Here is a 12,911-nt window from a genome sequence, read left to right on the forward strand (position 1 = left end):
AATGAATGCTTGTTATTTTTTTGGATTCAAGCAATTTATGGCTTCGTATAAGTAGCAAATTCAATGAAGCCAACCACTACCACACTTACGAAGATAAATAGAAATAAGCCGAGCGACCACCAAGCAAATGTCTTTTTATACTTTAATCTTGTAAAACTCAATAGTCCAGAAATAATCCCTAGCACGGGAACAATCAACAGAAATACATTAGAAAACAACGGTAAACCAATGGACGTCATTAACATCATATTAAAATAGGCTAAGGTTAATAAGGCACAAATAAACGAGAATATACTTAACCTTGTCTCTCTTAGCTTTGGTTTTTTGCTGTTACTTCGTTTTACCAATTCCATAACCGAACCTCCCCAATCGATATCGTACGAATGGATTCGTTGTCTCTTAAGTGTAAAATTTCTTTAGCAGGACCCGTAATGACTCCTCCATAGGCATTCAGCCCATGTTTTTCGATATAATCAATACGATAATCTAGATCTAACCATTTTGCATGTGCAATGTTAGTTGCCTGTTCTTCATATTCTTTAAGAAACACAAGACTCTCCATAAATTGTTCATCATTTGGCTCTCTGCCATTGTATGGAGACCATGCATCCGGATCCGGCTGGGCAGGATAGCCAATTGGAGCTAAATAGCCTCCATCAAGACTTTTTCCTGATGCCTCTAAACCAGTGTCAATAGCATACCATCTCCATTCCACATCAACACCTTCTGTGACTTCCTTGGCATTTTCAGGTTGGATTAACTCACTCAATGATACATATACTTCAGCAACTGTTCCTTCCGGGAGCCTTTCTAATCTATTCCATGCAGCCATATCTCGATTGGTTATGGCTGCTTCTGGATGATAGAGTTTTTTCGTATCATAATAAGGAATATCTTCTGGCGGATTTTCTGATATATAATTTCTCTGAGGGAATTCGGCATCATCATATTGATAAGTTACTTCCCAATCACCTTGTTTGATATCACTTTTTCCTACCCTTTTATATAAATCCATTGTAACTTCAAATGTAAATAACCCAAACGTTCTCTCGATATCCATTTCTTCTAAACTGACGTTTGGTTCTGTTATATAAACGGTTTGAATCGGAACTTGGATAAGGTCTTCTCCCTTTTGATTCCATGCATAGTAAATATAACTAACTAGTGTGAGGATCGGATAAATTAGCAAAAGAATCATAATGACGTATGCCGCTAAGGATAACGTTGCATTTCGCATGCTATTCTTAAGAATCTGATTCACTTTTTCAGGTGGTAGCTCATCAGGCTGATAATCAGCTTCAGCATCTAATTCCTCTGAGATAACTTCCTGATAGGCATTTAATTTTTCTAGATCTCTTTCGACTTCTTCCGCTTCTTCCTCTGTGAGATTTCCTTCATAATATTTTTGTAATTTATTCTTCCATTCATCACTCATTCTCGACACTCCCTTTCCTATAGAGCTGTCTAAGTTTCCCTCTTCCTCTAAAAATATGGGTTTTTAATGTATTTTCTTTTATAGCTAGAATTGAAGCTGCTTCTTTATAAGAAAATCCTTGTAAGTCACACAATACTATCGCTTTTTTTCTGTATCGGCTTTAATTGCTCTAGCTTCCAATACAATTCCTCTTTATCGGCATTTTTTTGCCATTCCGTTTCTACAGTACTGTCGGATGAAAAAGTTATAAAATAATCTGGTGGTTGATAATCCATTTTTCTCATTCGCCTCTTATAGTCATAAAGGTATGGTAAGCTATTTTTATTAGCCAGTATTTAAGAGCCTTTGGTGGACTGCTATCTAGCGCTTGATATGCTTTCATAAAAGTATCTTGTGTTAAATCCTCTGCTAGACTCTTTTCCTTACAAAGGGAGAGAAGATATCTATAGACATCATGGATATATAATTTATATAGTTGTTGAATATCCAATTCTTCTCCCCCCTTCACTAAACAAACGGATATTAAAGCTTTAAAGTTGCACTTTTTTCATTTTTTCTCTGATACTATGGAATTTGTATTGTTTTTTTACCTGAACATATATAAGATAAAGATAGAGATGTATCGAAAGGGGAATTCTTCTACATGTGTCCAATTCTGTAATGCATAATTTATCAGAATAAATAGCTACTGACCTAGAACGTTAAAGGGATAAGTATGTCTATTTGTTTGAATAATTATCATTACAGGGATGCGTGGTATGGAGGTATAAATATCCATTGACTAGGCAGATCCCATGTGGGTCTGCTTTTGTTATATGAGAAGATACATCTCTATTACCCCTTTATCAAGTGTCCTATTAATCGGGGGTATATAAAATGAATCATTGTCCAAATAAAATTGCATTAATTACAGGAGCTAGCAACGACAGAGATATCGGTACAGCTATCTGCCGTAAGCTGGCTGCTGAAGGTATCGATATTTTCTTTACGTACTGGAAAACAAATGCCGATTGGAAGAAAACATTTCAAGAAGAGGTCAGAGAAATGGATGTGCGTTGCGAAAGTTTGGAAATAGACTTATCTCATGCAAATGCAGCTATTGAAATACTTGATACAATTACCGCTAAGCTTGGTTTACCATCGATATTGGTAAACAATGCGGCCCATTCAACAAGGGACGGTTATGTACAATTAGATGCCAAAACGCTTGATGACCATTATGTAGTCAATATGCGATCAACTTTTCTCCTTTGTGTCCAATTTGCTCGTCTGTTTGAAAAATCAAAATTAGATGCTGGACGAATCATTAATATGACTTCTGGCCAAGATCTTGGACCTATGACAGGTGAATTAGCCTATGCAGCAACTAAAGGCGCCATTTCCAGCTTTACCAGGTCGTTGTCACAGGAACTTGCACCACTAGGAATAACGGTTAATGCTGTTAATCCAGGACCAACTGATTCAACTTGGATGACAGATGAAATAAGAAATTCACTTTTACCCAAGTTTCCCATGGGACGAATTGGTAAACCAGAAGATGTGTCACGTATCATTGGATTTCTTGCAAGTGATGAAGCTGCATGGATAACGGGACAGGTTATAAATTCTGAAGGTGGGTTTATTAGAGATTAATGGAACAGCTATATCGATGAACGGTTGTAGATCACTCATTGATATAGCCATAATGTTCTCATTGCTTCATTAAATTCAATAAGACAAAAAGCTTATGAATTCATTGAATGCGTGTTTAGTAACCGAAGAAGAAAAAGAGAATAATTCCTTTAAGGATCCACTACCCTTGTTTGTTTAAGTTAATAGGTGTTGCTTGGACAGTTCTAAGCAACACTTTTTTGCATCGAGTAATAAAATATGAGAATATTTGTTTAGTCTACAAAGAAGCCATAAAAGAGGTGTGAGGATGGAGATACTTGGATTCCCTGTTGACGCTGCAGGAAGGTGTAAACATTATCATGGGGAAAATGATATTGTATCGATCAAGTTTAAATGCTGTAATAGCTATTATCCTTGTTATAAATGCCATGATGAAAGCACTGACCATGAGCGACAGATATGGGCAAAAGGGGAGTTTGACGAAAAAGCAATACTTTGTGGTAATTGCTTTCATCAATTAACAATAAACGAATATATCCATAATCAAAAGTGTTGTAAATGTAATGCATCATTTAATCCCAATTGTGCGAATCATTACAGTAAATACTTTGAAATGTGAAATACTAATATTCAATATGCTTCATGATTAAGCTAGTTGTAAAAAATCCGAATCGGGTATACTATAACTAGAAAAGGCATAGCATAATAAAAACTGCAGACGGCGTAACGTCTACGGTTACAATAGACCGAACCCCGATAAGGGGCGGCGCTTACGAGAGATAATCCTTCAGCGCCTAGTCAAAGCCTCCATTTCGAATTTTTCGAAATGGAGGCGACACCAATTCCGGAAGGACCAGCTCCTACAACAATCACGTCATATACTTTACTGCTCATCATTATCACCTCTTAAATAGTAATAATTGCGATTTACAACGCAAAAAATTAAGCAAGACAATATCGGAAACCTCTCTCTAATTCCTGATAGTCGAGATTCTTCCCAATAAATACTATCTCACTTTGCCGCTTTTCATTAGTCGCCCAATTAAAGCCTTCTGTACCTGCAAATAACATATGTACACCTTGAAAAACAACTCTTTTCTCAAGTTGCTTTATATGGAGCACCCCTTTATAACGATATAAGTTTTCTCCTTTAAACTGAACTAAATAGGCGAACCATTTATTCACTTTGTCTAAATCAAGTGGACGTTCGTCTCGAAAAACAAAAGATCTGACTTGATCATTATGATGATGGTGGTGTGTTTCTACTAATATATTGGGGTTCATTTTCAATATATTACTTAGCTCAAAAGATTTTTTCCCTATTAAATATTGTATGTCTACATTTCCATATGTCGTGTAAATTCGTTTTGCATGTGGATTCATATTAATCAGCTGTTGTTCTAGTTTTTCCTTCTCATCTTCTGTGATCAAATCCATTTTATTTAATAGTAATACATCAGCAAAAGCAATTTGTTGCCCTGCTTCTTCTTCTTTTAGATGTTGCCAAATATGTTTAGCATCAACCAGCGTAATGACACTATCTATTTCGAATGATATTGCGGTTTGTTCATCCATTAGAAAGGTTTGAATCACTGGACCCGGATTAGCCATACCTGTTGTTTCAATGACAACACGATCAATTTCCTCATCTTGTTCCATCAAACTATTTAGTATATTGATTAAATCCCCTCGTACATTACAACAAATACAACCACTGTTTATTTCAATAATTTGTTCCTTCGTCGATACTACCAATTGACTATCAATGGATGTGTCACCAAATTCATTGATGATAACAGCAACCTGTTGCTCTTGCATGTCCTTTAATAAGTTATTGAGCAATGTTGTTTTCCCTGCACCTAAAAAACCAGTCAATATGGTTACCGGAATGGTTTGTTCTTTTGACAATGAGCTTTCCCTCCTCTTGCTATGTATTAAGACAGTTTGTATTAAAAATAAGACAGGGACACACTTTAGATGCCCCTGTTACATTCTAATTCTTCATGTTACGAAACCTTTATTCTTACCAACTAGATTTTTTCACGCCTGGTATTTGTCCTTTATGAGCATAATCTCTAAAGGCAATACGTGACATGTTAAATTTGCGCATGTAACCTCTTGGTCTGCCAGTAACTTCGCAACGACTTTTTAAGCGGGTTGGAGAAGAGTCTCGTGGCAATTTACGAAGTGCTTCATAATCACCCTTCTCTTTTAACTCTCTTCTCAAGGCTGCATATTGTTCAACCAATTTCTGGCGTTTTTTCTCTTTTGCAATTTTAGACTTTTTAGCCATTTCAGCTTACCCCTTTCGATAATTAGCATTTATTCTCTATATCAAAATCAATTTAGATCGTAATGATTACGTCTTCTTTTGCATTATAGTACATTATATAAAAAATGTAAATAGTAATGATTACGATTTATGCTTTGTGACGTTCAGGAAGTCCGGAGTGTTTCCCTATCTATCTTCTATAAGAAAACTGGATCTGCAATAAGTCTCTCATTTATTGCAGATCCAGTTTCTGTTGGCCTTACTCTTCTAGAAAAGCTTCTTCAAAAATATCTGTTAAATATTCAAGTGTGATAGGATCACTATAGGTGGACGCGTCTTGGTCGATTTCGATTACTCGATTATTCTGAACGGCCGGAATATTATTCCATGTATCGCTTTCCATAAATTCGTTATCCTCGGACGTTTTTTTACTAACGACGATAAAATCACCCGCGTATTCTGGTAGAGCTTCTAATGACAATGTGTGGTATCCTTCTTCCAATGCATCTTCCCTTACTTTTTCTGGCATATTGAGATCCATAGCTTGATATAAGGTTTCTGTACCTCGTGCCCAATTATCACCAAAGACATAGAAATTTTTCGCATCCACTTCAAACACTGTTACCGTGACTTCTTCACCATAGTCGGCTTTAATCTCTTCACCAATCTTTGCTGTACGCTGTTTGAAATCATCTACCCACTCTTGTGCCTCTTCCTCTTTATTCAACAACTTTCCTATTTCTACTTGCTGGGATAAATAATCAAGTTTTCCCCATGTATATATGACAGTTGGAGCAATTTTCTTCAATTCTTCAAGGTTTTCCATGTGAGATCCAGCAATGATGAGGTCTGGTTCTTGTGCCATAATAGTTTCTGGCTCATTTTCAGAAACAGTAGCGACATCTTCTAGGTCGTCTGCAAAAAGTGGGTTGGATTTTGTCCATTGATCAACACCAACTAGCTTACCGTCCAGCGCATGTACATTAGGAGCATTTGTTACTGCAACGATTCGCTGTGGATCAGCAGGGATTTCGACTGGTCCTGTCTCTGATTCGTATGTAACCGTATCTGAAGATTCTCCATTTGTTGTAGATGATTGCGCTTGATCACTTGATTCACTACCACAAGCACTGATTACGAAAATACTAGAGATTACGATAATTATAAAGAAAATGTGTTTCATTTTCATGTTCCTTTCTATTAAAAGATATTATTATTTACTTCACATATAGATATTGTTTATTTTTTTCTTTGAAGCGGTCATTATGAGAAGACACAAGTGCTACTTTTTGTGCTTCGGGATCTAGGTAACGCTTCGCACCATTCACAGCATTTGCAGCATCTTGGAAAGCGCCAGCAATAAGGTGCAGCTTACCATCATGTGAGAGGATATCTCCAGCGCCATATAAACCTGGAATATTCGATTCTCCCAGCACATTGCCTTTAATAAAATAATTGTCTTTCAAATCCATTTGAAGGCCACTTTCGTTCATCAATTGATGGTTGCGATGATAGCCATGATTGACAAGAACTGCATCTACTGAAAGAATTTCCGTCTGTTTTGTTTGATTATGAAGTAATGTCACTTCCCTAATCTTATCATCACCTAGTAGTGCGGTCATTTCTGTATGGGTCCGATACTCAACGTTGTTTTTCGTTAATTTTGAAACGTCGGCCTCATGTCCCTTCAATTGGTCACCTCGATAGATTAGTAGAACTTTCTTTGCTATCGGAGCTAATTCATTAGCCCAGTCTACAGCCGATGGCCCACCACCTGATATCAAAATGGTTTTATCCTTAAAATCTTGAAGGGACTGTACACTATAAAACAAGTTACTATCTTCAAAAGTTGATGCATGATCAACATCGAGTTTGATTGGATCGATAATTCCTCCACCAACTGCCATTATCACTGTTTTGGAATAGTGTTTCTTTTGTTGGTCGGTTTCTAATTCAAATATTTGAGAATCTAGTTTGTTCATTTTTGCTATAGTCTGTTCAAGTTCAACTGTCGGATCAAAGGTAAGTCCTTGTTCTATCATTTGCTCGATTAACTTCGAACCTGTTACAGGTGTCATACCGCCGACATCCCAAATCATTTTTTGGGGATAAACATGAACTTTTCCTCCTAATCTATCTTGTGCTTCAATCACCTTCACCTTCATTTCACGTAATCCTGCATAAAAAGCGGCAAATAATCCAGCCGGGCCTCCACCAATAATCGTCACGTCATATAACTCTTTATTATCTTCCATTACCAATAGCACCTCTCTTTTTTTAATCTTTCGTTTTTGCCAACAAGTATAAGAAATATGGAGCTCCAATTACGGCGACAATAATACCTGCTGGAATTTCGGATGGCTGCATCATCCATCGCCCTAACGTATCCGCAACAAGCAGCAATAAGCCACCCACCATTGCCGAAATCGGAATAATATATTCGTGTTTATCCCCAACTAACCCTCGCGTAAGATGGGGGGCTATTAAACCAACAAAACCGATACCACCACTTACTGAAACACAAGCTGCAGCGACAATAACTGCTAATATTAACAGGATCCGCCTCTCCTTCTCCATATGTGCACCTAAACCGATCGCTGTTTCATCGCCAAGCGTTAGGATATTAAGAACAGAAGATTTAGAATAGATGAATGGAAGAAATACAAGTAACCACGGCAATAATGCAAGGACAAATTTCCAATTCGAACCCCAGATACTACCTGCTATCCATGTCGCTAAAAATTGATAGTTCTCCGGATCGAGTCTTAATGTCAAGACAATCATTAATGCATCAATCCCGGCCGCAATCGCGATACCGGTAAGCACAAGACGAATCGGAGAAATTCCTTCATGACGTTTATAGGACAAGATGTAAATGATTAGTGCCGCTCCTCCAGCGCCAATAAACGCGATGATCGGCATCACAAAAACCGGTGCGTCTGATACAGTTGCAAAAAAGGAAATGAATAGCATCACTGCTAGTCCTGCTCCTGCATTAATTCCGATGATGCCAGGTTCCGCTAATGGATTGCGAACAATCCCTTGTAATACCGCCCCGGATACCGCCAAACCCATGCCTACTAAAATAGCGATAACCATACGCGGTAAGCGAAAATCAAATAAGATTAACGATTGCTGTTCTGTACCTTGACCGAATAGAGTGATAAGTGTTTCTTGAGGTGATAATCGGATATGACCCGTATTTAAACTAATAAAGAAACAGACACTGATCAGGATAAAAAGGAGCAAAGCAGTTAATTTTACCTGTCTTTCTTTTTTTAGTTGACTCGTTGTTTTCCATTGTTTGTTCGTCATACGTTTCCTCCCCCTTTTCTCGCTAAATACAAGAAGAAAGGTACACCTAAAAGTGCGATTAAGGCACCAATTGGTGTTTCATAAGGAGGATTGATGATTCTTGCTGTTAAATCAGCCAATACAACCAGTAGTGCTCCTAACATTGCTGATGCAGGAATAATCCAGCGGTAATCATGCCCTACTAAACGACGAGCGAGGTGAGGTACAATCAATCCAACAAAGCTAACAGCCCCAACTACTGAAACAGCCGCTCCTGCTAAAACTAAAATAATAACGGCACTTAATAACTTGACTCGACCCATTCTCTCACCAAGACCAATTGCCACTTCTTCTCCTAGACTAAGGATCGTAATCGACCGTGATAAAGCAATTGCCCCTAGTAGCGCTATACATAACCATGGTGTTACTACTTTTAATTGCCCCCAGGTCGTACCTGATACACCCCCGGCATACCAGAAAGCTAAATCCTGGCCAATTTCGAAATAGAGTGCTATTCCTTCGCTTAATGCACCTAACAAGGCGCTAACAGCGGCTCCTGCTAATACTAAGCGAATGGGTGTTAACCCATTTTCCGACAAAGAACCAACACCATAGACAATTCCCGCTCCTAATGCGGCTCCTAAAAAGGAGAATACGATGACGTAGGAATAGGATAAGCCCGGAAAAAAAGCAAAGCATAAAGCCAACATAAAAGCGGCTCCCGCATTTAAACCAAGCAAACCAGAGTCAGCTAATGGATTTCGTGTCATTCCTTGCATCAATGCACCAGACACTGCAAAACAACTGCCAACAATTGCTGCTCCAATAACCCGAGGTATTCTCAGCTCCCAAATAATTTGATGATCCACTGAATTAGGGTTGAAATGAAATATCGTCCCCCAAACTGTATTAAAGTCAATATCTGCCGCTCCTAGCGATATCGACAGTGCTAGTGAAAACATGAGTAACACCGTTCCAGTAGTTAGGATTAATATTCCAACTGTCGGACGAGCCGTATCTTTCACTTTCTGTAATTGTTCTTTTTCGTCCATTTGTTCCTTTGACCATTCCATCTATTAATAATTCCTTTCTTTCACACCCAGAGAAATAATTAATACTATCTAACTTTACAACCAGCACTATGTTCACATAGCTGATAGGATAAACAGACCGGGTTGGCACTGTGCGGACATGAGATTAGTTCTGCATCAATCTGAAAAACTCTTCTTAAGTAATCGCAAGTCATCACTTCATTTGGTATTCCTTCTGTTACAATTGCTCCATCGCGCATCGCTATCATATAATCAGAAAAACGTGATGCGTGATTCAAGTCATGGAGAACCATAATAATGGTACGACCTTCTTCTTTGTTTAAACGCTGTAATAATAATAAAATATCTAATTGATGCGCTAAGTCTAAATAGGTAGTGGGTTCATCAAGCACCAGAATATCTGTCCCTTGCGCCAATGCCATTGCAATCCACACTCTTTGTCTCTGTCCTCCAGATAAAGCATTAGCTGGTTGGTCTCGTAAATCATTCAAACCGGTTACATCCAGTGCCCAATGAATATATTCATAATCATGTTTGGATAATCTTCCCATCCGCTTACGATGAGGAAAACGTCCATAAGACACCAGTTCAAATACGGTTAGTCCACTAGGCGCTTGTGCTGTTTGGGGTAAAACCGCCATTCGTTTGGCAACCTCCTTCGTATCTAATGTGTGGATCGCTTTACCCTCAAGGAAAACAGCTCCCTCTTTTGCTTGCAACACACGTACAATGGTCTTTAACAATGTAGATTTACCACATCCATTAGGTCCGACAATAGTAGTGATCTTGTGTTTAGGCATCGAAACACTTAAATCTTTAATAATTAAGTCATTGGAATAACCTACACTGATTTTGTTGACTTCTAAGGCATCCATGTAATATCTCCTCACTTTTCACTAGATTGAAAGAAATCCACCAGTAAATCTAATTGATAGTCCAGTGCAATAACATCTTGGAAATAGAACGACTCCAGGTCATACTCATAAACCTTTCCTTCTTTAACAGCAGGTAATTCCGTCCATAGTTTGCTAGATTGGACCTCTGCTTTTCTGTCTGATCCCTGCTCTCGCACACCCATCAAAATATAATCCGCTTCACCTAAATACTCTGGTATTGTTTCTTGAGAAATACTTGCCCAACCCTCAGCTTCTGTTAATTCTTCTACCTTTTGTGGTTGTGCTAACCCTAATTGGTTATATAAAACTTCTCCTCCACGTCCGTATGTTTTACCGAATAAGTATAAATCTTTATCTGTAACTTCAATGATCGCTACCTTCGCATCTTGGTCTAAAATCTTGGAAAGCTGTTCTTTCTTCTCCTTCACTTTTTCCTGAAACTGTTCTAATCGTTGTTCTGCTTCCTGCTCCTTATTTAATATGTTGCCGATTTCAAGTAGGCGTTCTTCATAATCAAGCTTTCCGTATGGAAGTAAGACCGTTGGAGCGATTTTGGACAATTGTTCGTATGAATCTTCTGCATATGTAATAATCAAATCTGGATTTAAACTGGTGATTTTTTCTAACGAAATTGCTGTATCCTCTCCGACACTCTCTACCCCATCTAACCGATCCTGATAATAAGGTGCATCCATGACCATTGTTTCCGATACTCCTACAGGTTTAACTCCTGCAGCTAATACATCGCCAACATAATCCCTGACTGCAACAACTACTCTTGAAGGTTCGAGTGGTATCTCCACGTTTCCTTTTTCACTCTCGTAATACCTGACACTGCCATCCTTGCTATCTTCTTCATTGATAGCTGAGTTTGCTTGATTCGAGCTACATGCACTTAGTAAAACCATAAGCAACAAACACAACATTGCGAGACTATAATCATTCCATTTATTCACCGTTTCTCCTCCAAACTCGTTTTAATCAATATTGATAATCATTATCAATTAAAGAGTATATACTAATCCCTTGTTAAATACAACCCTAGATTAAAATTAATTATCTATAACATGATGAAAGCGAGCTGAATAAATATTCAGCTCGCTTTCCCTTACTTATTCAAAATAATGGATTAATCCATTGGTAATTCCTTGTGCTATATCGTTCTGAAAATTTGCTGTTTGTACCACAGACAGATTATGAGGATTGGATACAAAGCCTAACTCAAGTAAAACTGAAGGAGCTGATGTATTCATAAGCACTTTATAGTTTGCTTGTCTTACCCCTCGGTCCTGAAGGTCAACTTGAGATATCATGGCTGACTGTATAGAATCACCCAAATCCTTATCTGCCATATCAGCAAAATAGGTAGTGATCCCATTTGCTGATATATCAAAGGACGCATCATAATGAAGGCTAATATAAGCATCCGTATAATAGCTATTACTAATTCGCGCACGATCCTCTAAATAAACATAATAATCTCCTGACCTAGTGACAATGACATTAGCTCCGGCATCACGCAAATGATCAATAACTTTTGTAGATGTCGGTAACACAACATCTTTTTCTTGTACTCCATTGAATCCTATTGCGCCGGGATCTGTTCCACCATGTCCTGGGTCTACTACAATATTATACCCTTCTAAACTCTTGGAGTTAGAGGAAACCGTGTTATTAGTTGATGAAGCTTGCGACGTCTGAGCTGCTTCTGTTGTTTGTTCCGTTAACCAAGAAGCTATCCAGCCTGTCTCTGAACCATTCAACCTAATTTGATACCATTCATCTGCCTGATCCGTCACTTCAAAATTATCTCCATATACTGCCGATCCAATCGATTCATAGTTAGTACCCGGTCCTCTACGGACAAAAATGCTTTCGGATGTAACAGTAACCTTTTTGGGCGTGTTACTTGTTTCGGTTGTAGACACTTCTGAACTAGTAGAAGACTGTTGAATCAGATGATGTTTAGCTACCCACACTTCTTCACCATCAAAGTAAGTTTGAACCCATCCGAACTTTTCCTGAAAAACTACTAGCTCGTCCCCTTTAACGAGTTGTGCGACTATTTCACTGTTAGAAGAAGGCTCACTTCGAACATTGAGAATCGATGAACTAACTTCATAGGTTTCTGAACTACTAGCCGCAACAGGTTGTAATAAAAAAAAGGAAAGACACGATAACAAAAAAATAAAGACAAGTCGAGAAATTAGTCTATGATTCATTGAAATCCTCCTTTTTCCCTATAGGAAAGTTGCTATAAATTCCTCTTCTTCATATGGTAGATTACCCTGAATCATATACTTCTATGCTTCTCTAGCAAAAATAGAATATATCTACCTAGCAATTTCGAG

General features: G+C 38.1%; 16 protein-coding genes. 2 read left to right on the forward strand and 14 right to left on the reverse strand.

What is annotated here, in order from left to right; translation table 11 throughout:
- Positions 1–35: 35 nt before the first annotated feature.
- The 5 genes from D569_RS0109840 to D569_RS23620 are packed head-to-tail and all read right to left on the reverse strand — an operon-like array spanning position 36 to position 1,925.
- The gene (locus D569_RS0109840; RefSeq protein ID WP_018932252.1) at positions 36–353 is read right to left on the reverse strand and encodes a hypothetical protein; all 318 of its coding nucleotides are present in this window, start codon (positions 351–353) and stop codon (positions 36–38) included.
- Complete coding sequence (locus D569_RS22760) at positions 341–1,435, reverse strand: anti-sigma factor (protein ID WP_018932253.1); 1,095 nt, start codon at positions 1,433–1,435, stop codon at positions 341–343. Before D569_RS22760 ends, D569_RS0109840 begins: the two co-directional genes overlap by 13 nt.
- A complete protein-coding gene (locus tag D569_RS25125; protein ID WP_169336439.1) occupies positions 1,428–1,568 on the reverse strand; it encodes a sigma factor-like helix-turn-helix DNA-binding protein in 141 nt (46 codons plus the stop codon). The genes D569_RS22760 and D569_RS25125 overlap by 8 nt, the downstream gene beginning before the upstream one ends.
- Entirely contained in the window at positions 1,561–1,719 is a 159-nt protein-coding gene (locus tag D569_RS24355) for a hypothetical protein (RefSeq protein ID WP_018932254.1), read from the reverse strand. The genes D569_RS25125 and D569_RS24355 overlap by 8 nt, the downstream gene beginning before the upstream one ends.
- A complete protein-coding gene (locus tag D569_RS23620; protein WP_018932255.1) occupies positions 1,716–1,925 on the reverse strand; it encodes a sigma factor in 210 nt (69 codons plus the stop codon). The genes D569_RS24355 and D569_RS23620 overlap by 4 nt, the downstream gene beginning before the upstream one ends.
- A gap of 386 nt (positions 1,926–2,311) precedes the next feature.
- Here D569_RS23620 and D569_RS0109860 point away from each other — a divergent pair, with 386 nt between their 5' ends.
- Both D569_RS0109860 and D569_RS0109865 read left to right on the forward strand, forming a co-directional pair.
- Positions 2,312–3,067 carry an SDR family oxidoreductase gene (locus tag D569_RS0109860; protein WP_018932256.1) on the forward strand — a complete coding sequence of 252 codons (756 nt, stop codon included), beginning with the start codon at positions 2,312–2,314 and terminating at the stop codon, positions 3,065–3,067.
- A gap of 286 nt (positions 3,068–3,353) precedes the next feature.
- Entirely contained in the window at positions 3,354–3,665 is a 312-nt protein-coding gene (locus tag D569_RS0109865) for a CHY zinc finger protein (RefSeq protein ID WP_018932257.1), read from the forward strand.
- A gap of 323 nt (positions 3,666–3,988) precedes the next feature.
- Here the strand turns inward: D569_RS0109865 and D569_RS0109875 are convergent, their stop codons facing one another.
- The 9 genes from D569_RS0109875 to D569_RS0109915 form a co-directional block, all read right to left on the reverse strand.
- Positions 3,989–4,954: a CobW family GTP-binding protein gene (locus tag D569_RS0109875; protein ID WP_018932259.1), complete on the reverse strand. Its 966-nt coding sequence runs from the start codon at positions 4,952–4,954 to the stop codon at positions 3,989–3,991.
- Between the two features lie 115 nt (positions 4,955–5,069).
- Complete coding sequence (gene rpsN / locus D569_RS0109880) at positions 5,070–5,339, reverse strand: 30S ribosomal protein S14 (protein WP_018932260.1); 270 nt, start codon at positions 5,337–5,339, stop codon at positions 5,070–5,072.
- 238 nt (positions 5,340–5,577) lie between these two features.
- Entirely contained in the window at positions 5,578–6,501 is a 924-nt protein-coding gene (locus D569_RS0109885) for an iron-hydroxamate ABC transporter substrate-binding protein (RefSeq protein WP_018932261.1), read from the reverse strand.
- 34 nt (positions 6,502–6,535) lie between these two features.
- Entirely contained in the window at positions 6,536–7,573 is a 1,038-nt protein-coding gene (locus tag D569_RS0109890) for an NAD(P)/FAD-dependent oxidoreductase (protein WP_018932262.1), read from the reverse strand.
- Between the two features lie 22 nt (positions 7,574–7,595).
- The gene (locus tag D569_RS0109895; RefSeq protein ID WP_018932263.1) at positions 7,596–8,633 is read right to left on the reverse strand and encodes a FecCD family ABC transporter permease; all 1,038 of its coding nucleotides are present in this window, start codon (positions 8,631–8,633) and stop codon (positions 7,596–7,598) included.
- Entirely contained in the window at positions 8,630–9,664 is a 1,035-nt protein-coding gene (locus D569_RS0109900; protein WP_051084515.1) for a FecCD family ABC transporter permease, read from the reverse strand. The genes D569_RS0109895 and D569_RS0109900 overlap by 4 nt, the downstream gene beginning before the upstream one ends.
- Before the next feature lie 65 nt (positions 9,665–9,729).
- On the reverse strand, positions 9,730–10,539 hold the full coding sequence (locus tag D569_RS0109905) for an ABC transporter ATP-binding protein (protein WP_018932265.1): 810 nt from the start codon (positions 10,537–10,539) through the stop codon (positions 9,730–9,732).
- An 11-nt stretch (positions 10,540–10,550) separates the two neighbouring features.
- On the reverse strand, positions 10,551–11,516 hold the full coding sequence (locus D569_RS0109910) for an ABC transporter substrate-binding protein (RefSeq protein WP_018932266.1): 966 nt from the start codon (positions 11,514–11,516) through the stop codon (positions 10,551–10,553).
- Positions 11,517–11,672: 156 nt separating this feature from the next.
- Positions 11,673–12,782, reverse strand: coding sequence for an N-acetylmuramoyl-L-alanine amidase family protein (locus D569_RS0109915; protein WP_018932267.1), 1,110 nt, complete (start codon positions 12,780–12,782; stop codon positions 11,673–11,675).
- Positions 12,783–12,911: the final 129 nt, after the last annotated feature.

The sequence above is a fragment of the Gracilibacillus lacisalsi DSM 19029 genome (assembly GCF_000377765.1).
Taxonomy (GTDB): domain Bacteria; phylum Bacillota; class Bacilli; order Bacillales; family Amphibacillaceae; genus Gracilibacillus; species Gracilibacillus lacisalsi.